Here is a 22397-nt window from a genome sequence, read left to right as displayed (position 1 = left end):
CGAAATCATGACGGCTATCCAACACTTCTTTAAGACCTTCTTCCTGACCGAACTGCTGAAGGGGCTCGCGCTGACCGGTCGCTACACGTTCAAGCGCAAGTTCACCGTGCAGTTCCCGGAAGAGAAGACCCCGATTTCGCCGCGTTTCCGCGGGCTGCATGCACTGCGCCGCTACGAGAACGGCGAAGAGCGCTGCATCGCGTGCAAGCTGTGCGAGGCCGTGTGCCCCGCGCTGGCGATCACGATCGAATCGGAAACGCGCGCGGACAACACGCGCCGCACCACGCGCTACGACATCGACCTGACGAAGTGCATCTTCTGCGGTTTCTGCGAAGAGAGCTGCCCGGTCGATTCGATCGTCGAGACGCAGATTCTCGAGTACCACGGCGAAAAGCGCGGCGACCTTTATTTCACGAAGGATATGCTGCTCGCGGTGGGCGACCGCTACGAGAAGGACATCGCAGCGGCGAAGGCTGCCGACGCGCCGTATCGTTGATTGTGTTTGCAGTGCCGGCCCGGCATGAACGATGAACGGGCCGAGCCGCCGCGACGGGTGCGGGCCTTCCGCAAGCCGCGCCTGACTATGGCCTAACGATGAACCGGTAATCATGGAATTCACGACCGTACTGTTCTACATCTTCGCGCTGCTCCTGGCGGTATCAGGGCTGAAGGTGATCACTTCGCGCAACCCGGTGGCGTCTGCGCTTTTCCTTGTGCTGGCGTTCTTCAACGCCGCCGCGATCTGGATGCTGCTGGAAGCGGAGTTCCTCGCGATCCTGCTGGTTCTGGTCTACGTGGGCGCGGTGATGGTGCTGTTCCTGTTCGTCGTGATGATGCTGGACATCAACATCGACTACCTGCGCCGCGACTTCAAGCGCTTCGTACCGATGGCGACCGTGGTCGGCGCGATCATCGTGATCGAAACCGCGCTGATCCTGTGGCGCGGCTACGGCGACACGCACACCGTGCATGCGATGGCGACGGGCGAGATGGCCAACTGGTCGAATACGCGTCTGATCGGCAAGGTGATTTACACCGACTACATCTTCGCGTTCGAAATCGCCGGCCTCGTGCTGCTGGTCGCGATCATCGCCGCGATCGGGTTGACCGAGCGCAAGGGCAAGGACAGCAAGCGCCAGCGCGTGTCGGATCAGGTCAAGGTGCGCCGCAACGACCGCGTGCGCCTCGTGAAGATGGAAGCGGACAAGCCGCAGCCGGAGACGGCGCAGAGCGAAGCCGGCTCGGGCACCAACGGCTAAGCGGAGGAAAAGAAAACCATGCTGACTCTTGCTCACTACCTTGTGCTCGGCGCGATCCTGTTTGCGATCGCGATCGTCGGGATTTTCCTGAACCGCCGCAACGTCATCATCATCCTGATGTCGATCGAACTGATGCTGCTGGCGGTGAACACCAACTTCGTCGCGTTCTCGCATTACCTCGGCGACGTGCACGGCCAGATCTTCGTGTTCTTCGTGCTGACCGTCGCCGCAGCGGAAGCCGCGATCGGCCTCGCGATTCTGGTGACCCTGTTCCGTAAGCTCGACACGATCAATGTCGAGGATCTCGATCAGCTCAAAGGTTAATTTCAGGCTACGCTGTTATGTCAACGACACTCAATGAAAACCTGCTGCTGGCGATTCCGCTCGCTCCGCTGGCCGGCTCGCTGATTGCGGGGCTGTTCGGGAACGCAGTCGGGCGCAAGGGCGCACACCGGATCACGATCCTCGGCGTCATGATCGCGTTCCTCCTGTCGGCGAAAGTCTTCCTCGACGTGATGGGCGGCGCAAGCTTCAACGCGACCGTCTACGAATGGATGAACGTCGGCTCGCTGAAGCTCGAGGTCGGCTTCCTCGTCGATTCGCTGACCGCGATGATGATGGTCGTCGTGACCTTCGTCTCGCTGATGGTGCACGTGTACACGATCGGCTACATGGCGGAAGAAGACGGCTACCAGCGCTTCTTCTCGTACATCTCGCTGTTCACGTTCTCGATGCTGATGCTCGTGATGAGCAACAACTTCCTGCAGCTGTTCTTCGGCTGGGAAGCGGTGGGTCTGGTGTCGTACCTGCTGATCGGCTTCTATTTCACGCGTGAGAGCGCGATCTACGCGAACATGAAGGCGTTCCTCGTGAACCGCGTGGGCGACTTCGGCTTCCTGCTCGGCATCGGCCTGCTGCTCGCGTTCGCCGGCTCGATGAACTACGGCGAAGTGTTCGCGAAGCGCGCGGAACTCGCGAGCCTGCACTTCCCGGGCACCGACTGGGGCCTGCTGACCGTCGCCTGTATCTGCCTGTTCATCGGCGCGATGGGTAAGTCGGCGCAGTTCCCGCTGCACGTGTGGCTGCCGGACTCGATGGAAGGCCCGACCCCGATCTCGGCGCTGATTCACGCGGCGACGATGGTCACGGCCGGCATCTTCATGGTGTCGCGCATGTCGCCGCTGTTCGAGCTGTCGGATACCGCGCTGTCGTTCATCACGGTGATCGGCGCGATCACGGCGCTCTTCATGGGCTTCCTCGGCATCGTGCAGAACGACATCAAGCGCGTGGTCGCGTATTCGACGCTGTCGCAGCTCGGCTACATGACCGTCGCGCTCGGCGTGTCCGCCTACCCGGTCGCCGTGTTCCACCTGATGACGCACGCGTTCTTCAAGGCGCTGCTGTTCCTCGGCGCCGGGTCGGTCATCATGGGCATGCACCACGACCAGGACATGCGCAACATGGGCGGCCTGCGCAAGTACATGCCGATCACGTGGATCACGTCGCTCGTCGGCTCGCTCGCGTTGATCGGCACGCCGTTCTTCTCGGGCTTCTACTCGAAGGACTCGATCATCGACGCGGTGAAGCTGTCGCACCTGCCGGGTTCGGGCTTCGCATACTTCGCGGTCGTCGCGAGCGTGTTCGTCACGGCGCTGTACTCGTTCCGCATGTACTTCCTGGTGTTCCACGGCGAAGAGCGCTTCCGCCATCCGAAGCATCCGGAATCGCCGATGGGCATGGCTGCTGCGCACGGCCACGACGATCACGGCCATGGCCACGACCACGGTCATGACGACCACGCGCACGAGCCGCACGAGACCCCGTGGGTCGTGTGGGTGCCGCTGGTGCTGCTGGCGATCCCGTCGGTGATCATCGGCGCGATCGCGATCAGCCCGATGCTGTTCGGCGATTTCTTCCAGCACGGCGTCGCATTCGACAAGGTGATCTTCATCGGCGAAAACCATCCGGCGCTGGCCGAGATGGCCGAAGAGTTCCACGGCTGGGTCGGCATGGGCCTGCACTCGGTGTCGGGCCTGCCGGTGTGGCTGGCGCTCGCCGGTGTGGTCGTCGCGTGGTTCCTGTACCTGAAGCGTCCGGAACTGCCGGCGTCGATCCGCCGCGCGTTCGGCCCGATCTACACGCTGCTGGACAACAAGTACTACATGGACAAGATCAACGAAGTGGTGTTCGCCCGCGGTTCGGTGGCGATCGGCCGCGGCCTGTGGAAGGAGGGCGACGTCGTGGTGATCGACGGCCTCGTCAACGGCAGCGCCCGGTTCATCGGCTGGTTCGCCGGCGTGATCCGCTTCCTCCAATCCGGTTACATCTATCACTACGCGTTCGCCATGATCATCGGCATGCTGGGGCTCCTGACCCTGTTTGTAACGCTCGGCGGCAAATAAGGCGGGGAGACAACACTAATGCACGCTTTTCCGATTCTCAGTACCGCGATCTGGCTGCCGATCGTTTTCGGCCTCCTCGTGCTGGCGGTGGGTAACGACAAAAATCCGGGGACGGCCCGCTGGGTCGCGCTGATCGGCGCGCTGCTCGGCCTCGCGGTCACGATCCCGCTGATCACGGGCTTCGATTCGAGCACGGCTGCGCTGCAGTTCGTCGAGAAGTCGACCTGGATCGAACGCTTCGACATTGCGTATCACCTCGGCGTCGACGGCATCTCGATGTGGTTCGTCGTGCTGACCGCGCTGATCACGGTGATCGTCGTGATCGCCGCGTGGGAAGTGATCACCGAGAATGTCGCGCAGTACCTCGCGGCGTTCCTGATCCTGTCCGGGATCATGATCGGCGTGTTCTCGGCGGCCGACGGCCTGCTGTTCTATGTGTTCTTCGAGGCGACCCTGATCCCGATGTACATCATCATCGGCGTGTGGGGCGGCCCGAACCGCGTGTACGCGGCGTTCAAGTTCTTCCTGTACACGCTGGCCGGCTCGCTGCTGATGCTGGTCGCGCTGATCTACCTGTACACGCAGACGCATTCGTTCGACCTCGCGACGTGGCAGAACGCGAAGATCGCGATGACGCCGCAGATCCTGCTGTTCATTGCGTTCTTCCTCGCATTCGCGGTGAAGGTGCCGATGTGGCCGGTGCACACGTGGCTGCCGGATGCGCACGTGGAAGCGCCGACGGGCGGCTCGGTCGTGCTGGCCGCGATCATGCTGAAGCTCGGCGCATACGGTTTCCTGCGTTTCTCGCTGCCGATCACGCCTGACGCGAGCCACTTCCTGGCGCCGGTCGTGATCACGCTGTCGCTGATCGCGGTGATCTACATCGGCCTCGTCGCGATGGTGCAGGCCGACATGAAGAAGCTGGTCGCGTATTCGTCGATCGCGCACATGGGCTTCGTCACGCTCGGCTTCTTCATCTTCAACCAGCTCGGCGTCGAAGGCGCGATCATCCAGATGATCTCGCACGGCTTCGTGTCGGGCGCAATGTTCCTGTGCATCGGCGTGCTGTACGACCGCGTGCACTCGCGCCAGATCGCCGATTACGGCGGCGTCGTGAACGTGATGCCGAAGTTCGCGGCATTCGCGATGCTGTTCTCGATGGCCAACTGCGGCCTGCCGGGTACGTCGGGTTTCGTCGGCGAGTTCATGGTGATTCTCGCGGCCGTCCAGTACAACTTCTGGATCGCATTCGGTGCGGCATTCACGCTGATCCTCGGCGCGGCCTACACGCTGTGGATGTACAAGCGCGTGTACTTCGGGGCCGTCGCGAACGATCACGTCGCCAAGCTGAAGGACATCGGCCGTCGCGAATTCCTGATGCTGGCCGTGCTTGCCGCGTTCACGCTGCTGATGGGCCTGTATCCGAAGCCTTTCACCGACGTGATGCACGTTTCCGTCGAAAACCTCCTCTCCCACGTCGCGCAGTCGAAGCTGCCGCTGGCCCAGTAATCGCGAGCGGAGGAACTCAAGATCATGCAAAACGCCCCTATGAATGTCCTGTTGCCTGACGCGCTGGTGCTGGCCGCCATCGTCGTCGCCTGGCTGAACGACACCTTTACCGGTGCGTCCGGCCGCCGCCTGACCTATCTGATCGCGGTCGTCTCGTCGGTCGTCGCCGGCGTGTGGTTCTCGGTCCAGGCGCTCGACCCGCAGCAGTACTACTTCTTCTCGAAGATGGTCGTCGTCGACTCGTTCGCGAGCACGATGAAGGCCGTCGTGTCGTTCGGTTTCGCGGTGTCGCTCGTCTATTCGCGCAAGTACCTCGAAGACCGCGACATGTTCCGCGGCGACGTGTTCCTGCTTGGCATGTTCTCGCTGCTCGGTCAGCTGGTCATGGTGTCGGGCAACAACTTCCTGACGCTGTACCTCGGCCTCGAACTGATGTCGCTGTCGCTGTACGCGGTCATCGCGCTGCGCCGCGATGCTGCCCAGTCGAGCGAAGCCGCGATGAAGTACTACGTGCTGGGCGCGCTCGCGTCGGGCTTCGTGCTGTACGGCATCTCGATGCTCTACGGCGCGACCGGCTCGCTCGAACTCGGCGAGGTGTACAAGGCGGTCGGCGGCAACACCGACGCGGCCGTGCTGATGTTCGGCGTGGTCTTCATCGTCGCCGGTATCGCGTTCAAGCTGGGCGCCGTGCCGTTCCACATGTGGGTGCCGGACGTCTACCAGGGCGCACCGACCGCGATGACGCTGTTTGTCGGCGGCGGCCCGAAGGTTGCCGCGTTCGCATGGGGCCTGCGCTTCCTGGTGATGGGCCTGCTGCCGCTCGCGCAGAACTGGCAGACCGCGCTCGTGATCCTCGCCGCGCTGTCGCTGATCGTCGGCAACATCACCGGTATCGTCCAGCGCAACATCAAGCGGATGCTCGCGTACTCGGCGATCTCGAACATGGGCTTCGTGCTGCTCGGCCTGCTCGCCGGCATCGTGAAGGGCGACGCGGCGGCACCGGCGAACGCGTACAGCTCGGCGATGTTCTACGCGATCGTCTACCTGATCACGACGCTCGGCTCGTTCGGCGTGGTGATGCTGCTCGCGCGCCGCGATTTCGAAGCGGAAACGATCGACGACTTCAAGGGCCTCAACAAGCGCAGCCCGGTGTTCGCGTTCGTGATGATGGTCATGATGTTCTCGCTGGCCGGCATTCCGCCGACCGTCGGCTTCTACGCGAAGCTCGCCGTGCTCGAGGCGACCGTCAACGCGGGCCTCACGTGGCTGGCCGTGCTGGCCGTGATCACGTCGCTGTTCGGCGCGTTCTACTACCTGCGCATCGTGAAGCTGATGTACTTCGATGCCCCGCAGGATTCGACGCCGATCTCGGGCGATTTCTGCAAGCGCACGATCCTCGTGCTGAACGGCCTGGCCGTCGTCGTGCTCGGTCTGATCCCGAGCCCGCTGCTGACCGCCTGCCTGCAGGCCATCCGTCACACGCTGCCGCTGTAATGTCGGCAGCCGGCTGGTTCATCGTGCTGTTGGCGCTCGTCTGCGCCAACCTGCCGTTCCTGAATCAACGCCTCTTCGCCGTCGTGCCGTTCGGCGCGACGAAGAAGAACGCGTGGGTGCGGATCGGCGAGCTGATCGTGCTGTACTTCGTCGTCGGCGCGCTCGGCTTCTGGCTCGAGTCGCGCGCCGGCAACCGCTTCGAACAGGGCTGGCAGTTTTACGCGATCACGTTCAGTCTCTTCGTCGTGTTCGCGTTTCCCGGCTTCACGTTCCAGTATCTCGTCAAACGACGCTGACGGCTTCGGCCGTCCGTCGTGCTCATTCAGGAGCCGCCGATGGCCGAACTACCCAATCACGACGCCGCACTGACCGAAACCTGCCTCGAAAGCGAGGCGATCTTCGAAGGCGCGTTCCTCAAGCTCAAGCGCGACACCGTCCGTCTGCCGGACGGCAAGAAGGCGACGCGCGAATACGTGCAACACCCGGGCGCGGTGATGGTGATCCCGCTGTTCGACGACGGCCGCGTGCTGATGGAGAGCCAGTTCCGCTATCCGATCGGCAAGGTGATGGCCGAATTCCCGGCCGGCAAGCTCGACCCGAACGAAGGCGCGCTCGCGTGTGCGGCGCGCGAACTGCGCGAGGAAACCGGCTACACGGCGCGCGAATACGTGTTCCTGGCCCGTATTCACCCGATCATTTCCTATTCGACCGAATTCATCGACCTGTACCTCGCGCGCGGGCTCACGGCCGGCGAGCGCAAGCTCGACGAAGGCGAATTCCTCGAAACCTTCACCGCGACGCTGGCCGACCTGCAGGAATGGGTGCGCACGGGCCAGATCTCCGACGTGAAGACGATCATCGGCACGATGTGGCTCGACAAGGTGCTGTCCGGCGCGTGGCCGCTCGGGCCGGTCGTCACGCCCTGAGCGCGGCGTCAGCGGCGGGCGGGGCGCCGCGTTACAATCCGGTGACGCGGTGCGTTCGTGCCGCGCGATCGGGATTTAGCACGACCGTTCACAAAACCGCTTTTTGCGCTACACTCGTCACACGCCCTGATTCAGCATGAAGGTCCTCGATTTACAGTGTCCGCACGGTCATCGGTTCGAAGGCTGGTTCGCTTCCGCCGATGAATTCGAAGCACAGTTGTCCCGCAAGCTGGTCGAATGCCCGGTGTGCGGAACGACGGAGATCAACCGGATGCCGTCCGCGCCGCGCCTGAACCTGTCGGGCGCGACGCAGCCGCAGCCGACCGATCCGCGTGCGCTGCAGGCGCAGGTGATGCGCGCGCTGCGCGAGGTGCTGGAGAAGACCGAGAACGTGGGCGAGCGCTTCGCCGAGGAAGCGCGGCGCATCCATTACAACGAGGCGCCCGCACGCAGCATTCGCGGCGTCACGACGCCGGAGGATGCGCAGTCCTTGGTCGAAGAAGGCATCGACGTGATGCCGCTGCCGATTCCTGCCGCGCTGAAAGAACCGCTGCAATGACGTACGCAGTGTGTCCTTGGCCGGGCCGGACGGCCGCGGACAGGAGACACTGCGCATGGATCTGGACTATTCCCCCGCCGACGACGCGTTCCGCGCCGACGTCCGCGCCTGGCTCGAGGCCAGCCTGCCTCACGCACTGCGCGCCAAGGTACTCGATCACAAACGACTCGACCGCGAGGATTTCGCGCGCTGGCACCGGATCCTGGGCCAGCGCGGCTGGTCCGCGCCCGCCTGGCCGGTCGAATACGGCGGCCCGGGCTGGAACGCGACGCAGCGGCACATCTGGGACGAGGAGTGCGCACGGATCGGTGCGCCCACCGTGCTGCCGTTCGGGGTGTCGATGGTCGCGCCGGTCCTGATGAAATACGGCAGCGAAGCGCAGAAGCGCCACTATCTGCCGCGTATTCTCGACGGCTCGGACTGGTGGTGCCAGGGGTATTCGGAGCCGGGTTCCGGGTCCGACCTCGCGTCGCTGCGCACGCGCGCCGAGCGCCACGGCGATCACTACGTCGTCAACGGCCAGAAGACCTGGACCACGCTCGGCCAGTATGCCGACATGATGTTCTGCCTCGTGCGCACCGATCCGGCCGCGAAGAAGCAGGAAGGCATCTCGTTCCTGCTGATCGACATGAAGACGCCCGGCATCACGGTGCGCCCGATCGTGATGCTCGACGAGGACCACGAGGTCAACGAGGTGTTCTTCGAGGACGTGAAGGTGCCGGTCGAGAACCTCGTCGGCGACGAGAACCGCGGCTGGACCTACGCGAAATACCTGCTGGGCCACGAGCGCACCGGCATCGCGCGCGTCGGCGCGTCGAAGCGGGAGCTCGCGTTCCTGAAGCGCGTCGCATCGAACCAGCGCAAGAACGGCAAGCCGTTGCTCGCCGATCCCGTGTTCGCCGCGAAGGTCGCGGCGCTCGAAGTCGAGTTGATGGCGCTGGAGGTGACGGTGCTGCGCGTCGTCAGCCGCGAGACGAGCGGCAAGGGGCCCGGCCCCGAGGCGTCGATGCTGAAGATCAAGGGCACCGAGGTGCAGCAGGCGCTCACCGAGCTGATGGTCGAAGCGATCGGTCCGCTGGCCGCACCGTTCGACGTGCCGTTCCTCGATGGCGAGCGCGAACACAGCATCGCCGGCGACGACGATGCGGCGCCGCTCGCCGCGTACTACTTCAATTACCGGAAGACGTCGATCTACGGCGGGTCGAACGAGATCCAGAAGAACATCATCGCGCAGATGATTCTGGGGCTGTGATCAGGGAACGGAGACAACCATGGATTTCAGCTTTACCGATGAGCAGCAGCAGTTCGCCGACGCGCTGCGCCGGTATCTTGGCGAGCAATACGGCTTCGACGCGCGCCAGGCGATCGTGCGTAGCGATACCGGCGTGTCGGATGCGCAGTGGAGCGCATTCACCGAACTGGGCTTGACCGCGTTGCCCGTGCCGGACGCACAGGGCGGTTTCGGCGGCGGCCCGGTCGACATGCTGGTCGTGATGCAGGAGCTCGGCCGTGCGCTCGTGATCGAGCCGTACTGGGCCACGGCGGTTGGCGTCGAGGCGTTGCGGATCGCCGGCTCCGGCGCGGGCGACGATGCCGCGCTGCTGGAGGCGGTCGCGCAGGGGCACAAGCGCGTGGCGGTCGCGTTCCACGAACCGCACGCGCGCTACGACCTGTACGAGCTCGACACGCACGCGCGCGGGCAGGGCGGCACGTACCGGCTGACCGGTACCAAGTCGGTCGTTCAGCACGGCGCCCAGGCGCACGCGTGGATCGTGCCTGCGCGGGTCGACGGCGGCGGCCTCGGCCTCTTCGTCGTCGAACGCGATGCGGCCAATGCGAAGGTGGTCGACTACCGGACCATCGACGGCCAGCGCGCCGCGACGATCATGTTCAACGAAACGCCGGCCCGATTGCTGACGGGTGGGGCGCGCGACGCGGCGGCGCTCGAGCAGATCGCCGATTACGCGACCTTCCTGCTGTGCGCGGAAGCGGTCGGCGCGCTCGACGAACTGAATCGCGCGACGGTCGAATACACGAAGACGCGCGAGCAGTTCGGCGTGCCGATCGCGCGTTTTCAGGCGCTGCAGCACCGGATGGTCGACATGCTGATCCATGCGGAGCAGGCGCGTTCGCTGACCTATCTCGCGGCGGTCCGCTACGCGAACGGCGATGCCGATGCGCGGCGCAAGGCCGTGTCGGCCGCGAAGGCGCGGGTCGGCGCGGCCGCGCGCTTCGTCGGCCAGCAGGCGGTCCAGCTGCACGGCGGCATGGGCGTGACCAACGAGGTGGCCGCCGCGCATTTGTTCAAGCGGCTGTCGATCATCCAGACGACGCTCGGCGATACCGATCATCACCTCGCCCGCATCGCGGCGCTGCCCGATTTCGCGCAGACCGACGTAGCATGACGGTGACGCGCGAGCGCGCCAGACAAGGAGACTTATCAGTGGGCATCAGTTACGAAGACCTGGTGGTCGGCAGTACCACCGAAGTGGGCCGCTACACGTTCGAGGCCGACGACATCAAGACGTTCGCGAAGCGCTACGATCCGCAGCCGTTCCATGTCGACGAGGAAGCGGGGAAGGCGTCGCATTTCGGCGGGCTCGTCGCGAGCGGCTGGCATACGTGCTCAGTATTCATGAGCCTGCTGGTCCAGAAGCTCGGGCCGGATTCGACCAGCATGGGCTCGCCGGGCATCGATTCGATCCGCTGGCTGAAGCCGGTGCGCGCCGGCGACACGATCACGATGTACCAGAAGGTGCACGACAAACGCGTGTCGGAGAGCAAGCCCGATCGCGGCATCGTGTCGACGGAATGGATCGGCGTGAACGAAGCCGGCGAGACGGTGATCTCCGTGCACACCAAGGTGATTTTCGGGCTGCGCCATCCGGGGGGCGCGAACTCATGACCGACGTGACCTTGCCGCTGATCGCATCGGCGCAGGCGCTGCAGGCGCGGGTCGGCGCGGAGCCGCTCGCGAGCGGCTGGATCGAGATCGACCAGCCGCGCGTCGACGGTTTTGCCGACGCGACCGGCGATCATCAATGGATTCACGTCGACCCCGAACGCGCGCGACGCGAGTCGCCGTTCGGCGGGCCGATCGCGCACGGGTTCCTGACGCTGTCGCTGATTCCTGCGTTGATGACCGACGCGATGCGCTTCGAGCAGAAGATGGGCGTGAACTATGGGCTGAACCGCGTGCGGTTCCTGAAGCCGGTGCCGGTCGGGGCGCGCGTGCGTGCGCTGTTCGCGGTAAAGGAAACCGCCGACGCCGCGCGCGGCGGCATCCAGGTAACGTGGTCGGTATCGATGCAGGTCGAGCGCCCCGACGCGCCGCTGCCGGTATGCGCGGCGGAGTTCGTCACGCTGCATTACTTCTGAAGCACGGAGCGGCATGCGCGGATGCCGCTCCGCTCGTTACACGCTCGTCAGTGCTTCGCGTATTGCGTTGCGCCGAACAGCACCTCGCGTGCCTTGTCGTCCTGCAGCGCCTTGCGCATCGACGCGAGCACCTCGACGCCGCGCTGCACGGCCGGTCGCGCGGCGATCGCCTCGTGCCAGCGCTTCACGTTCGGCAGTTCATCGAGCACGATGCCCTGGTTTTGCCACGAGCGCGTCCACGGGAACGTCGCAATGTCCGCGATCGTGTACGTGTCGCCTGCGAGATACTCGGATTCGCCGAGCCGCTTTTCCATCACGTTGTACAGGCGCTTCGCTTCGTTCGTGTAGCGGTTGACCGCATACTCGATCTTCTCCGGCGCATACAGCCGGAAGTGGTGCGCCTGCCCGAGCATCGGGCCGACGCCGCCCATCTGGAACATCAGCCACTCGAGCGTCGCATAGCGCGCGGCCGGCTCGGTCGGCAGGAACTTGCCGGTCTTCTCCGCGAGGTAGATCAGGATCGCGCCCGATTCGAACAGCGAGATCGGCTGGCCGCCGGGGCCGTCCGGATCGACGATCGCGGGGATTTTGTTGTTCGGGCTGATCTTCAGGAATTCGGGCTTGAACTGGTCGCCGGCACCGATATCGACCGGATGCGCACGATACGCGAGGCCGGTTTCCTCGAGCATGATGTGTACCTTGTGGCCGTTCGGGGTCGCCCAGCTATAGACGTCGATCATCGTCAACTCCTGTGTGGCATGCGCGAAAACGGCGCCGGCGGCACCGCGACAGGCGGTCATTAGAGCATGGATCGACACGGGCTGCTGGCGACGGAAACGCGCGTGCCGACGGGCATGCGCGGCCGCACGGGAGAGCGCCGCGGGCGTTGCGCGCGGCGCATCGGATGGACGTCGCGGCGTAGCGTCGGTTCGAAGGCCGACGCGGCGGATCAGCGCTTGTAGCGCGGCTGGCGCTTATCGAGAAAGGCGGTGATGCCTTCGAGCCCGTCCGCATGATGCAGCGACGCGACGAAATGATCGCGCTCGGTGCCGAGATGCGCGTCCAGCGGTTGCGCGGTCGCGTCGTCGAGCAGCGACTTGATGCGCGTGAGCGCATTCGGCGAGATGCCGGCGAGCGCGTCGGCCCATGCCAGTGCGTCGCTCAGTGCCGTGCCGGGCGCGGTGAGCCGGTTGACGACGCCGAGCGCATGCAGGCGTTCGGCGGCAACCGGCTTGCCTTCGAAGAGGATTTCGGCCGCGATCGCACGCGGCAGTGCGCGGGCGAGAAACCACGAGCCGCCGCCGTCGGGCGTCAGGCCCACGCGCGCATACGACATCACGAATTTCGCATCGTGTGCGGCGACGATCAGGTCGCACGCGAGCGCGAGCGAGAAGCCCGCGCCGGCCGCGGCGCCTTCGACGGCCGCGATCACCGGCTTCGTCGACGCGCGGATCGCCGTGACCCATGCCGCGAGCTGATCGATGCTGTCGGCCTGGAAGGACGGATCCTTCGAGCGATTCTCGAGCAGCCGGTTCAGGTTGCCGCCTGCGCAGAAGAAGCGATCGGCGCCGGTCAGCACGACGGCGCGAATCGCCGGATCGCGCTCGGCGGTGGCGAGCGCTTCGATGCCGGCCGCGTACATGTCGGGATGCAGCGCGTTGCGCGCGCCGGGATTGGACAGCGTGAGGACGAGCGTCGATTCGCTCTCGGGCGGACGCGAGGCCAGCAGTTCAGCACTCATGCGAGCGTGTCTCCATCGGATGGCGCGGCGGCGACGCCGCGTGTGTCGCGCGGACGGGCGAAGCCGACGCCGCAGCGGAGGTAATGTCGTCGTGACGAACGCACAACTTGCTTTAGACTAGCACGGACGTGCTTTTCAGCGCGATGAATCCCGATGCGGCCGGCGTCGATGCGGCCGCGCTTCAGCAAGGAAGGAGACCCCGATGCTACAGCTGTGCGGTATTCCGTTGTCCAACTACTACAACAAGGTGAAGTTCGTCCTGCTCGAGCACGACATTCCGTTCGAGGAACGGGTGTGCGGTTTGCCGATCAGCGATCCGGCGCAGCTTGCCGATTCGCCGCTCGGCAAGATTCCGTTCCTGAAGACCGAAGAGGGCGCGCTGTTCGAGTCGCAGGCGATCATCGAATACCTGGCGGCGCGCTATCCCGAGAAAGGCATTTTCCCCGCAAGTCCGTTCGCTGCGGCGAAGGTGCGCGAACTTGTCGAGACGCTCGAGCTGTATCTCGAATGGATGGCGCGCGAGGTGTACACGGAAGCGTTTTTCGGCGGCAAGGTGAGCGACGGGATGAAAGCGCACGTCGAGAAGCGCCTGCCGCGCGCGATCGATGCATTCAAGCAGATGACGCGCTTTTCGCCGCATGTGCTCGGCGACTCGTTCGGCCTCGCGGACATGGCCGCGTGGGTTCATCTGCCGGTCGTCGGGATGGCGACGAAGGCCGTCTTCGGGCGCGACTTCCTGCTCGATGCTGGCATCGACTGGAAGGCGCACGCAAAGACGGTCGGTGAACGCCCGGCCGCGCAACGCGTGGCAGCCGAGCGCAAGGCGTATGTCGAAGCGGCGAACGTCGTGCGTTCGTAAGCGTGTCTGACGGGCGGCGCGTGGCCGCCCCTGCCGGGCTTACAGGCGGGCGAGCCGTTCGAGCGCGGATGCGAGCGTGCTTTCCTGCTTCGCGAAGCAGAAGCGCACGACGCCCGATTCGTGCGGCTCATGATAGAACGCCGACACCGGAATGGCCGCCACGCCGATCTCCGACGTGAGCCACTTCGAGAATTCCGCTTCGGGCAGGTCGCTGATCGCCGAGTAATCGACGCACTGGAAGTACGTGCCCGTGCACGGCAGCAGCTTGAAGCGCGTGCGCTCGAGGCCGGCCCGGAAGAAGTCGCGCTTCTTCTGATAGAAGCCCGCGAGCGACAGGTACGGCGCCGGGTCGCGCAGGTAGTCGGCGAGCCCGATCTGCATCGGCGTGTTCACCGTGAACACGTTGAACTGGTGGACCTTGCGGAATTCCGCGGTCAGCGCCGCCGGCGCCGCGACGTAACCGACCTTCCAGCCCGTCACGTGATAGGTCTTGCCGAAGCTCGACACGATGAAGCTGCGCGCGGCGAGCTCCGGGTAGCGCGCGACGCTCTCATGGCGCGCGCCGTCGTAGACCATGTGTTCATAGACCTCGTCGGACAGAATCAGCACGTTGGTGCCGCGCACGATGTCCTCGAGCTTGCGCATGTCGGCCTCGCGCCACACGGTGCCCGTCGGGTTGTGCGGCGTGTTGATCAGGATCATCCGCGTTCTCGGCGTGATCGCGGCCGCGAGACGGTCGAACGGGATCGTGTAGTCGGGTGCGTCCAGCGTGACGAACACGGGTTTGCCGCCGGCAAGCTCGATCGACGGCAGGTAGCTGTCGTAGGTCGGCTCGACGACGATCACTTCGTCGCCCGGATGCACCGCGCAGAGGATCGCCGTCAGCAGCGCCTGCGTCGCGCCGGCCGTCACGGTGATTTCGGTGCCCGGATCGTAGCGTCGGCCGTACACCTGCGCGATCTTGTCGGCGATCGCGTCGCGCAGCGGGGCGACGCCGGCCATCGGCGGGTACTGGTTGTGTCCGTTGCGCATCGCGGTGGCGACCGCATCGACGATGCGCGGATCGCAATCGAAATCCGGGAAGCCCTGGCCGAGGTTCACCGCGCCTTTTTCGGTGGCAAGCGCGCTCATGACCGTGAAGATCGTCGTGCCGACGTTCGGCAGGCGCGACGGGAAAACGGGAGTCGTTGGCATATCTGAAGGAGCGTTCATCGAGACGGTCGAATTCGGGTGTGAGGCGTCAGGCCGGCGTCGCCGTGGCGTCGAGCGCGCAGGCTTCCACGAACGGCGCGGGTTGCGCGATCCGGAAACCGAAGTCGCGTGCGGTGCGTTTCGCGAGCTTCAGCAGCGCGCGGTCTTTCGACACGAGCCAGTCGGCCTGTGCGGCGCGGGCGAGTTCGAGAAATTTCTGGTCGTCGCGGTCCTTGCACTTCGGCAGCGGCGGCGCGTCGGCGTCGACGGGCGACGGTTCGACGAGGCTCGCGAGCCGGGCGACCGTCGCGAGCGCGGCAGCCTTGTCGATCGCGCGCGACTGGAACTGCGGATAGTCGAGCACGTATTCGAGCTCGGTCAGGCAGCGGCCGTCGATTACGGCGGCCAGCGTGCCGCGCTCCAGCGCGGCCCGGATTGGGCGCGTAGCGGGGTCGTCGAATACGAGGATGTCGATCCAGACGTTCGAGTCGAGCACGACGCGGTGGGCGGCATGCGGGGCGAGAGAGCGGGGCATTCGTTACAATCGGTGGTTTTCGTCTGACCGCAAGGCACGGCGTGCCAGCGAGCCTCTATGATAATCGTTCTCTCTCCCGCCAAATCCCTCGACTACGAGACGCCCGCGCACGTCCAGTCTTACACGAAGCCTGCATTCGTCGACGACGCGTCGGAGCTGATCGCCGGCCTGCGCAAGCTGTCGCCGCAGGACATCGCGGCGCTGATGGATATCTCCGACCCGCTCGCGCGCCTGAACTTCCAGCGCTACGCCGATTGGTCGCCGACCTTCACGCCGGCCAACGCGAAGCAGGCCGTGCTGGCGTTCAACGGCGACGTCTACGAGGGTTTCGACGCGAAATCGCTGTCGCCGACCGATCTCGACTATGCGCAGCAGCACGTGCGCGTGCTGTCGGGCCTGTACGGGCTGTTGCGTCCGCTCGACCTGCTGCAGCCGTACCGGCTCGAGATGGGCACGCGTTTCGCGAACGCGCGTGGCAAGGATCTGTATGCGTTTTGGGGCGACCGCATCACGCGGGCGCTGAACGAGCAGCTCGAGACGCGCAGCGGCGCGGCGCGCGTGCTCGTCAACTGCGCGTCGACCGAATACTTCAAGTCGGTCAAGTCGAAGCTGCTGGCCGCGCCGGTCATCACGCCGGTATTCGAGGACTGGAAGGGCGGCCGCTACAAGATCATCAGCTTCCATGCGAAACGCGCGCGTGGCCTGATGGCGCGTTTTGTCGTCGAGAACCGTATCACCGACCCGAAGGCGCTGAAGGCATTCGCGACCGAAGGCTATGCGTTCGATGCGGCGGCGTCGAACGATTCGACTTACGTATATCGCCGACGCATCGGCGAGTGACCCAGCCGGCCGTTCACGAGACGGCCGGCGCATGCATTGGGGCCGGACAGGCGGTACGCTGCCCGATTCGGTCGACCGCTTTGCATGGGACCAGCGTAAGCGCTGAAGCGCTAACGCTGGTCGACAAAGGAGATAGACAGATGGCCGTTTCGATCACCAGTAATTTCGACGCAGGCGCAATCGACGTCGTGTCGTGCGATAGCCCCGACGCAATCCGGCTGCGCGTGCGTGGCGACAATCGCTCGGAATTCGCGCAATGGTTTTACTACCGTTTGACGGGGGCGCGCGGCGAGCGATGCGTGATGACGTTCGAGAACGCAGCCGAATGCGCGTATCCGTCGGGCTGGCGCAACTACCACGCGGTAGCGAGCTATGACCGCGTCGACTGGTTCCGGGTGCCGACGACATTCGACGGCAAGACGATGACCATCGACCATACGCCGGAATTCGATAGCATCTACTACGCGTATTTCGAACCGTATTCCGAAGAGCGTCACGCGGCGTTTCTCGGCGCGGTCCAGCAGTTGCCGCAGGCGAGGGTCGCCGAGCTCGGCCGCACGGTCGAAGGCCGTCCGATGTCGCTGCTGACGCTCGGCACGCCGGAAACCGATGGTGCGCCGAAGAAGAAGGTGTGGATCATCGCGCGCCAGCATCCGGGCGAATCGATGGCCGAGTGGTTCGTCGAAGGCCTGGTCAAGCGGCTGGCCGGATGGGGCGACTGGGCGGGCGACCCGGTTGCGCGCAAGCTCTACGATCGCGTGACGTTCCACATCGTCCCGAACATGAACCCGGACGGCAGCGTGCACGGTAACCTGCGCACCAATGCGGCCGGTGCGAACCTGAACCGCGAGTGGATGGCGCCCGATGCCGAGCGCAGCCCCGAAGTGCTGGCCGTGCGCGATGCGATCCACGCGATCGGCTGCGACATGTTCTTCGACATTCACGGCGACGAGGATTTGCCGTACGTGTTCGTCGCCGGCTCGGAGATGCTGCCGAGCTTCACCGAGCAGCAGCGCAAGGAGCAGACCGCGTTCATCGACGCGTTCAAGGTCGCCAGCCCCGACTTCCAGACCGAGCATGGCTACGCGGCGAGCAAGTACAAGGAAGACGCGCTGAAGCTCGCGTCCAAGTACATCGGCCACCAGTTCGGCTGCCTGTCGCTGACGCTCGAAATGCCGTTCAAGGACAATGCGAACCTGCCCGACGAGCGCGTCGGCTGGAACGGCGAGCGTAGCGCGGCGCTCGGCGCGGCGATGCTGGCCGCGATCCTCGTGCACGTCGACACGTTCGCGTAAACGCCGTCGTCGTCGCATGAAAAAAGGCCGGTGCGTCTTGCGATGCACCGGCCTTTTTTGCTGCTGTCGTCGCCGCTCCGCCGTATCAGGACTTCTTCGCGGTTTTTTTCTTCACGGCTTTCTTCTGGCCGCCTGATTTCTTCGTCGCGACGGCCTTCTTGCCGCCGGTGCGGCCCGATGCCTTCGCCTTGGCTTTGCCGCGGTGCGACTTGCCCTTGAACTTCTTCGTCGAAGACGACGAGCGCTCGACGCGCGGCTTCAGCGGCGGAACCGGATCGTTCCAGCTGAACGCGAGCATTTGCTGACCGACATAGCCGCAACGGAATTTCAGCGGCGTCGGGTCGCTGCCGTCGCTATGGATGCCGAGCCCGTCGACGGTGACGATGTTGTCGACTTTCACACGCTGCTTGCCCTGGTCGAACGAGTCGTTCCACGGCGTGATCGTCGCGTTGCCGCCGTCGAATGCGTTCGGCGCGAAGTCGACGCGATCGAACGCCGTCGACGTGCTGGCGATGAAGCTGCCGTGCGCCGCACAATCGGCGGCGAGCGGATCGGCATGCATCTCGTTGACGAATTTGTTGATCAGTTCGGAACGCTGGTCGAGCAGGTCGGCGAATACCGGTGCGGGAAGCGCAAGCGACAGGCCCGCGATACAGGCTGCCAGCTTGCCGAGCGCCCGGAAAATCCGGAGCGAGGCAGGTGAGCTGTCCATCTGGTTATTGGTGAGGAGCGAAGAAGACGTCGGGCACGTATAGATGCCCGATGAAGAACAGGAGTTCAATCTTAGCGTAAAAAAGTTGTGCGGCAGTAGGTGACGTATTCGGCGCGCGCGGCGGAATGGCCGCCGATACGCGTGTGCGCTCGTCCGATGCGGAGGAAATTCAGGCGCGCGGGCCGCCGAGGCGGTAGCGGCGGACGTCGAAGGTCGTGACCCACGCGGGGCGATAGACGGCGATGAGGGCCGTTGCCATGCCGGTGAACCAGGCCTCGCCGAGCGCGAGCAGCGCGGTGTTCAGCAGATAGCCGGCCGGAATCACGACGGGCACGCCGTCCGCGAGCGCGAGCTGGACACCGGCCGCCGCCGCGGCGACCGCGACGATCGCGATGGCGGGCGACAGGAAGCCCTGCCCGGTGATGAACGACGCGAGGTTGTGCGGCAGCCACGCGAGTGCGGCGCGTTGCAGCAACGCCGACACGCCGACAGGCAGCGCACCGTAGATCAGATAGGTCAGGCCGATGCCTTGCCACGGCGCGTCGAAGATGACGGCGGCAATCGCCGTGACGGCGCCCATCGCGACCAGTGCGAGCGTCCAGTCGAACAGCGTGACGAGCAACGTCGCGCCGAGCAGATGCATGACGATGCCATCTTCGAGCCATGCGTTCGAGGCCCACAGGACCGCGATCGCTGTGACGAGCGCGAGCCACACGTGCTGAAGCGTGGCGTCTTGCAGGCGTACGAAGGGGCGATTCCAGATCGCGAGCGCGAGCAGGGCCACGGCGGCGATCCAGCCACCGATGCCAACCCAGAGCGGAAGCGGTGTGAAAAGAAAACCCATGCGTCCATATTACTCGTTGAGCATCAAAGGTGGGAGCCTGCACATGCCCGACCGTCGCAATATCGAGACTGTTTGCCTAGCGTCCGCGCCTGAACCGTGCCGGTGGCTCGGCGGCGAGTGGCAGGTCCTGCGTGCCGGTATTCGCGGTGGGTAACGGGTACGGACGGTCATGCCGTTGTGTACGCAGCGGAGCCGGGCCGTGTTCCCCGATGACCGGTTTACGGGCGCGGTTCCGGTTCGCCAGCAGCACCTCGAGATGGGGCGACAGCCAGCCGTTGTAGATCGCGACCGCGGCGGCGCGGTTTGCGGCGCCGAGCTGCTGGAAGATGCTCGCGAGGTGGATCTTCACGGTGCCTTCGCTGATGCCGAGCGTACGCGCGATCATCTTGTTCGTGCTGCCCATGTGGACGAACCGCATGATCTGCGCTTGCCGCGGCGACAGGAGGCCGCTCGGCGGGCGCCGCGGCAGGGAGCCGGCGAGCGTCTGGAAATGGGCGTCGTGGCGGGCCGTCGCCGTTGCCGTGGACGGCAGCAGGCTGAGGGCGATCGGCGGAATGTAGTGGCCGCCCAGCAGCACGATCTCGAGCGCCCGCACGATCAGGTGCGGCCGCGTGGAATGCGGGATCACGCCTGCGACGCCGTAATTGAAGAAGCGCTGGATCGCTTCGGGCGAGATGTCGTCGACCAGGACGGCGACCGGAGTCGGCGAGCACGCGTTGCCGAGTGCCTGAAGCTCGCTGATCCGGCCCACGTCCAGCCAGTCGATCGCGACGAGGTCGAAACGCTGGGTGCGCAGCAGCCGGCGTGCCTGGAAACCGTCAGGCGCATCGTTGATGCTGGCGTGCCGGTCGATCTGCCGCAACAGGGTCTTCAGTCCGTCACGCCGTTCGGCGTCTGAGTTAAGTACCAAGAACCGCATATTCAACCTCCGTGAAGTGAGTCATTGACTGCCGTCGGGGATAAGCTGGCCCCGATAATGACAAAGACCTTACACGATGTCTGCTTGGCTGAAAGGCTTAGGAAAAGTTCGAAATTTCGAGCGACCGGGCATCGGATATGAAAAAAGCCGCTTCGGCAGGGAACCGAAAGCGGCTTTGGGGCGGGCAGGCCGTCTGGGCCTGCGGTGCGGGTCAGTGGAAGTGCGGCTGGGCGGGCGACGCGTCTTCCGGCATTTCCGCATGGACAATTTCGCCGAGCGGATCGGCGTAAAGCGGCACGCCGCAGTCGTCGCAGTATTCGGGTTCGAAGCGGCCCGCGTGCCGCCGGACGTCGGTTACGCCGCATTCCTTCAGCAGGCTCACGATTTCCTCGAGCGGTCCTTCGATCGGCGCTTCGCCTTCGAGCGTCGCGTTGTCGACCGAGATGTCGCCGTTTTCACGGCCGTAGAGCGGCCACACGACACCGTAGATCACGTCGTTGCTCGCACGTCGCGTGAAGCCGACGCGATACTCGTCGATACGGCGTTCGCCGAAGCCGGCGACCACCGCGCGCAGCTCTTGCGGCGCTGCACCAAGTGTGTCGAATAGATAACGAATGGCCGTTCGGACGGTATGCGGACGGACGCGTTCGTCCGCATCGCGGCAAGCCGAGTAGTACGCGTCCGGAAGCAGGCATTCGAACTCGCAGCCGGGCAGCGCGATCGACAGGTTCGGGCCGCCTTGGGCCGTCCATTGTTCGAGGCACTGGCCGCGCTCGATCCGGCTGCCGTTTTCTTCTTCTTGCCAGCGGAACAGCGGCGCGCCGGCCGGCGCGGCGACGACCGCCAGCAGGAAGCGCGGATCGGCGAGGATCGGCGAAGTTTCCGGCAGGTCGCCGAAGCTCAGCTTCGGGGCGTGCTGGCCGATTGCCGCGTGGGCGAGCTGCTGGGCCAGCCGGTAGGTTTCGACATGGTGCCGCGGCAACTGGTCGATGCTGTAGAGGAACGGTGCGAGGCCGACGAGGGTGCCGTTCGCGAGCACGTGCGCTTGCAGATGCGTTCGCAGCGCGTCGGCAACGTCGCCCTTGAGCGGGCCCGACGGAATCATGTAGCGCGTCCAGGCGAGGACCGGGACGGCGACCAGCAGCGCATCGTATGGTTGGCCGTCGTGCTCGATCACCATCGACTCGCTGTGCGTCTCGGCCATGTCGGCGAGCGCGCCGTAGGCGTCGGGATGATTCTGCTGAAGATGGTCGAGCGCGGCGTCGAGCGTAGTCTGATTGCCGTTCCGGACGATCTTGGCGAGCAGCGTATCGAGCTTCGCTTCCCAGAAGCGATCCTCGATGCGGCTGCCCGACGCGAAGAGCGCAAGTGACAGACCGACCAGTTTGTCGGCATCGGGGGGGAGGCGTTTGGCGATTCGCTGGCGCATATTAAAGACGTATATAGAAAGAGGCGAAGAACCTCACATTCTAGTCCGTTCTTTGCACCATAAGCGGTCTCGTGGCCAAGCATGGCCGGACGGCCGAATTGCGGCCTGTGTAAAAAAGTTTCTGCGAAACCCCTTGCGCTCACGACCTGAGCTGCATAGAATCACGCCTCTTTCGCGCTAACGGAAACGCGGCGCGGGAGGAAGGGAAGCGGTGCTGTTGGGGTTCGGTCGTAGCGAGCCTTGGCGGTACAGGAAGTTGAGCCCCGCAGTCGCAACGAAGTCGTTCAGAAAGTTGTTGACGAACTGCGAAACACGGTTCATAATCTCGCTTCTCTGCTGCTGAAAACGCAGCGCTGCCGGGAATCACGAAGTTCCTCGCAGAATGCTCTTTAAAAATTAACAGCCGATAAGTGTGGGCGCTTGATGGCAGCGAGCTGATCCTCGGATCAGATAGCGAAAGTATCAAGAGTCTCACACTAAAGTAAGTCAGGTTTATGAAGTGATT

Annotated in this window: 24 protein-coding genes; 16 read left to right on the top strand and 8 right to left on the bottom strand. The window is 64.7% G+C overall.

Translation table 11 applies throughout. From position 1 onward, the window contains the following. Positions 1–7 precede the first annotated feature (7 nt). From nuoI to J8I33_RS05095, 13 genes are all read left to right on the top strand, one after another. Positions 8–496: an NADH-quinone oxidoreductase subunit NuoI gene (gene nuoI / locus J8I33_RS05155; RefSeq protein ID WP_006484869.1), complete on the top strand. Its 489-nt coding sequence runs from the start codon at positions 8–10 to the stop codon at positions 494–496. A gap of 112 nt (positions 497–608) precedes the next feature. Then, the gene (locus tag J8I33_RS05150) at positions 609–1259 is read left to right on the top strand and encodes an NADH-quinone oxidoreductase subunit J (RefSeq protein WP_209933741.1); all 651 of its coding nucleotides are present in this window, start codon (positions 609–611) and stop codon (positions 1257–1259) included. 18 nt (positions 1260–1277) lie between these two features. Beyond that, positions 1278–1583 carry an NADH-quinone oxidoreductase subunit NuoK gene (gene nuoK, locus J8I33_RS05145; protein ID WP_006478272.1) on the top strand — a complete coding sequence of 102 codons (306 nt, stop codon included), beginning with the start codon at positions 1278–1280 and terminating at the stop codon, positions 1581–1583. Positions 1584–1600: 17 nt separating this feature from the next. Further along, entirely contained in the window at positions 1601–3661 is a 2061-nt protein-coding gene (gene nuoL, locus J8I33_RS05140; protein ID WP_050016476.1) for an NADH-quinone oxidoreductase subunit L, read from the top strand. Positions 3662–3679: 18 nt separating this feature from the next. Then, positions 3680–5170, top strand: coding sequence for an NADH-quinone oxidoreductase subunit M (locus J8I33_RS05135; protein ID WP_050016477.1), 1491 nt, complete (start codon positions 3680–3682; stop codon positions 5168–5170). A 39-nt stretch (positions 5171–5209) separates the two neighbouring features. Beyond that, positions 5210–6664, top strand: a complete 1455-nt coding sequence (nuoN, locus tag J8I33_RS05130) for an NADH-quinone oxidoreductase subunit NuoN (RefSeq protein WP_175886159.1) — start codon at positions 5210–5212, stop codon at positions 6662–6664. Further along, positions 6664–6960: a DUF2818 family protein gene (locus J8I33_RS05125; protein ID WP_006478276.1), complete on the top strand. Its 297-nt coding sequence runs from the start codon at positions 6664–6666 to the stop codon at positions 6958–6960. Before nuoN ends, J8I33_RS05125 begins: the two co-directional genes overlap by 1 nt. A gap of 39 nt (positions 6961–6999) precedes the next feature. Further along, complete coding sequence (locus tag J8I33_RS05120; RefSeq protein WP_124554868.1) at positions 7000–7590, top strand: NUDIX hydrolase; 591 nt, start codon at positions 7000–7002, stop codon at positions 7588–7590. Positions 7591–7726: 136 nt separating this feature from the next. Continuing rightward, positions 7727–8149 carry a DUF1178 family protein gene (locus tag J8I33_RS05115; RefSeq protein WP_209933739.1) on the top strand — a complete coding sequence of 141 codons (423 nt, stop codon included), beginning with the start codon at positions 7727–7729 and terminating at the stop codon, positions 8147–8149. Positions 8150–8204: 55 nt separating this feature from the next. Further along, positions 8205–9401, top strand: coding sequence for an acyl-CoA dehydrogenase family protein (locus J8I33_RS05110; protein WP_089488681.1), 1197 nt, complete (start codon positions 8205–8207; stop codon positions 9399–9401). A 19-nt stretch (positions 9402–9420) separates the two neighbouring features. Continuing rightward, entirely contained in the window at positions 9421–10554 is a 1134-nt protein-coding gene (locus J8I33_RS05105; RefSeq protein ID WP_209933736.1) for an acyl-CoA dehydrogenase family protein, read from the top strand. A gap of 38 nt (positions 10555–10592) precedes the next feature. Continuing rightward, positions 10593–11054: a MaoC family dehydratase gene (locus J8I33_RS05100; protein ID WP_050016488.1), complete on the top strand. Its 462-nt coding sequence runs from the start codon at positions 10593–10595 to the stop codon at positions 11052–11054. Beyond that, complete coding sequence (locus tag J8I33_RS05095) at positions 11051–11527, top strand: MaoC family dehydratase (protein ID WP_089488680.1); 477 nt, start codon at positions 11051–11053, stop codon at positions 11525–11527. Before J8I33_RS05100 ends, J8I33_RS05095 begins: the two co-directional genes overlap by 4 nt. Before the next feature lie 47 nt (positions 11528–11574). On the opposite strand, the gene J8I33_RS05090 is transcribed toward J8I33_RS05095, so the two are convergent. Both J8I33_RS05090 and J8I33_RS05085 read right to left on the bottom strand, forming a co-directional pair. Then, positions 11575–12267 carry a glutathione binding-like protein gene (locus J8I33_RS05090; RefSeq protein ID WP_050016513.1) on the bottom strand — a complete coding sequence of 231 codons (693 nt, stop codon included), beginning with the start codon at positions 12265–12267 and terminating at the stop codon, positions 11575–11577. Positions 12268–12476: 209 nt separating this feature from the next. Further along, on the bottom strand, positions 12477–13268 hold the full coding sequence (locus J8I33_RS05085) for an enoyl-CoA hydratase (protein ID WP_089488679.1): 792 nt from the start codon (positions 13266–13268) through the stop codon (positions 12477–12479). A 202-nt stretch (positions 13269–13470) separates the two neighbouring features. Between J8I33_RS05085 and J8I33_RS05080 the strand changes: the two genes are divergently transcribed. Then, entirely contained in the window at positions 13471–14127 is a 657-nt protein-coding gene (locus tag J8I33_RS05080) for a glutathione S-transferase (protein WP_124631404.1), read from the top strand. A 39-nt stretch (positions 14128–14166) separates the two neighbouring features. On the opposite strand, the gene J8I33_RS05075 is transcribed toward J8I33_RS05080, so the two are convergent. Continuing rightward, positions 14167–15339, bottom strand: a complete 1173-nt coding sequence (locus J8I33_RS05075; protein ID WP_050016494.1) for a pyridoxal phosphate-dependent aminotransferase — start codon at positions 15337–15339, stop codon at positions 14167–14169. 28 nt (positions 15340–15367) lie between these two features. Next, positions 15368–15853 carry a putative toxin-antitoxin system toxin component, PIN family gene (locus J8I33_RS05070; protein WP_089488677.1) on the bottom strand — a complete coding sequence of 162 codons (486 nt, stop codon included), beginning with the start codon at positions 15851–15853 and terminating at the stop codon, positions 15368–15370. A 57-nt stretch (positions 15854–15910) separates the two neighbouring features. Between J8I33_RS05070 and yaaA the strand changes: the two genes are divergently transcribed. Then, positions 15911–16693: a peroxide stress protein YaaA gene (gene yaaA / locus J8I33_RS05065; protein WP_209933734.1), complete on the top strand. Its 783-nt coding sequence runs from the start codon at positions 15911–15913 to the stop codon at positions 16691–16693. Positions 16694–16833: 140 nt separating this feature from the next. Beyond that, positions 16834–17988: a M14-type cytosolic carboxypeptidase gene (locus J8I33_RS05060; protein ID WP_124554874.1), complete on the top strand. Its 1155-nt coding sequence runs from the start codon at positions 16834–16836 to the stop codon at positions 17986–17988. Positions 17989–18073: 85 nt separating this feature from the next. On the opposite strand, the gene J8I33_RS05055 is transcribed toward J8I33_RS05060, so the two are convergent. The 4 genes from J8I33_RS05055 to J8I33_RS05040 form a co-directional block, all read right to left on the bottom strand. Continuing rightward, complete coding sequence (locus tag J8I33_RS05055; protein ID WP_209933728.1) at positions 18074–18700, bottom strand: hypothetical protein; 627 nt, start codon at positions 18698–18700, stop codon at positions 18074–18076. Positions 18701–18869: 169 nt separating this feature from the next. Continuing rightward, the gene (locus tag J8I33_RS05050) at positions 18870–19544 is read right to left on the bottom strand and encodes an energy-coupling factor ABC transporter permease (RefSeq protein ID WP_050016504.1); all 675 of its coding nucleotides are present in this window, start codon (positions 19542–19544) and stop codon (positions 18870–18872) included. 76 nt (positions 19545–19620) lie between these two features. Further along, on the bottom strand, positions 19621–20463 hold the full coding sequence (locus J8I33_RS05045; protein WP_050016506.1) for a response regulator transcription factor: 843 nt from the start codon (positions 20461–20463) through the stop codon (positions 19621–19623). A 211-nt stretch (positions 20464–20674) separates the two neighbouring features. Further along, on the bottom strand, positions 20675–21892 hold the full coding sequence (locus tag J8I33_RS05040) for a DUF2863 family protein (protein WP_089488673.1): 1218 nt from the start codon (positions 21890–21892) through the stop codon (positions 20675–20677). Between the last annotated feature and the right edge of the window lie 505 nt (positions 21893–22397).

This window comes from Burkholderia sp. AcTa6-5, assembly GCF_017815075.1.
GTDB classification, from domain to species: Bacteria; Pseudomonadota; Gammaproteobacteria; order Burkholderiales; family Burkholderiaceae; genus Burkholderia; species Burkholderia sola.
Note: the sequence above shows the minus strand (reverse complement) of the source record. Positions and strands in the feature narration are given on the sequence as shown.

Excerpts from the sequence above, each read along its gene's own strand:
- J8I33_RS05150 (WP_209933741.1), top strand. The coding sequence starts at position 609 with ATGGAATTCACGACCGTACTGTTCTACATCTTCGCGCTGCTCCTGGCG.
- J8I33_RS05075 (WP_050016494.1), bottom strand. The coding sequence starts at position 15,339 with ATGAACGCTCCTTCAGATATGCCAACGACTCCCGTTTTCCCGTCGCGC.
- J8I33_RS05070 (WP_089488677.1), bottom strand. The coding sequence starts at position 15,853 with ATGCCCCGCTCTCTCGCCCCGCATGCCGCCCACCGCGTCGTGCTCGAC.
- J8I33_RS05135 (WP_050016477.1), top strand. The coding sequence starts at position 3,680 with ATGCACGCTTTTCCGATTCTCAGTACCGCGATCTGGCTGCCGATCGTT.
- J8I33_RS05120 (WP_124554868.1), top strand. The coding sequence starts at position 7,000 with ATGGCCGAACTACCCAATCACGACGCCGCACTGACCGAAACCTGCCTC.
- J8I33_RS05050 (WP_050016504.1), bottom strand. The coding sequence starts at position 19,544 with ATGGGTTTTCTTTTCACACCGCTTCCGCTCTGGGTTGGCATCGGTGGC.
- J8I33_RS05105 (WP_209933736.1), top strand. The coding sequence starts at position 9,421 with ATGGATTTCAGCTTTACCGATGAGCAGCAGCAGTTCGCCGACGCGCTG.
- J8I33_RS05110 (WP_089488681.1), top strand. The coding sequence starts at position 8,205 with ATGGATCTGGACTATTCCCCCGCCGACGACGCGTTCCGCGCCGACGTC.
- J8I33_RS05045 (WP_050016506.1), bottom strand. The coding sequence starts at position 20,463 with ATGCGGTTCTTGGTACTTAACTCAGACGCCGAACGGCGTGACGGACTG.
- yaaA (WP_209933734.1), top strand. The coding sequence starts at position 15,911 with ATGATAATCGTTCTCTCTCCCGCCAAATCCCTCGACTACGAGACGCCC.
- J8I33_RS05055 (WP_209933728.1), bottom strand. The coding sequence starts at position 18,700 with ATGGACAGCTCACCTGCCTCGCTCCGGATTTTCCGGGCGCTCGGCAAG.
- J8I33_RS05080 (WP_124631404.1), top strand. The coding sequence starts at position 13,471 with ATGCTACAGCTGTGCGGTATTCCGTTGTCCAACTACTACAACAAGGTG.
- J8I33_RS05090 (WP_050016513.1), bottom strand. The coding sequence starts at position 12,267 with ATGATCGACGTCTATAGCTGGGCGACCCCGAACGGCCACAAGGTACAC.
- nuoN (WP_175886159.1), top strand. The coding sequence starts at position 5,210 with ATGAATGTCCTGTTGCCTGACGCGCTGGTGCTGGCCGCCATCGTCGTC.
- J8I33_RS05125 (WP_006478276.1), top strand. The coding sequence starts at position 6,664 with ATGTCGGCAGCCGGCTGGTTCATCGTGCTGTTGGCGCTCGTCTGCGCC.
- J8I33_RS05095 (WP_089488680.1), top strand. The coding sequence starts at position 11,051 with ATGACCGACGTGACCTTGCCGCTGATCGCATCGGCGCAGGCGCTGCAG.
- nuoK (WP_006478272.1), top strand. The coding sequence starts at position 1,278 with ATGCTGACTCTTGCTCACTACCTTGTGCTCGGCGCGATCCTGTTTGCG.
- nuoL (WP_050016476.1), top strand. The coding sequence starts at position 1,601 with ATGTCAACGACACTCAATGAAAACCTGCTGCTGGCGATTCCGCTCGCT.
- J8I33_RS05085 (WP_089488679.1), bottom strand. The coding sequence starts at position 13,268 with ATGAGTGCTGAACTGCTGGCCTCGCGTCCGCCCGAGAGCGAATCGACG.
- J8I33_RS05040 (WP_089488673.1), bottom strand. The coding sequence starts at position 21,892 with ATGCGCCAGCGAATCGCCAAACGCCTCCCCCCCGATGCCGACAAACTG.
- J8I33_RS05060 (WP_124554874.1), top strand. The coding sequence starts at position 16,834 with ATGGCCGTTTCGATCACCAGTAATTTCGACGCAGGCGCAATCGACGTC.
- J8I33_RS05115 (WP_209933739.1), top strand. The coding sequence starts at position 7,727 with ATGAAGGTCCTCGATTTACAGTGTCCGCACGGTCATCGGTTCGAAGGC.
- nuoI (WP_006484869.1), top strand. The coding sequence starts at position 8 with ATGACGGCTATCCAACACTTCTTTAAGACCTTCTTCCTGACCGAACTG.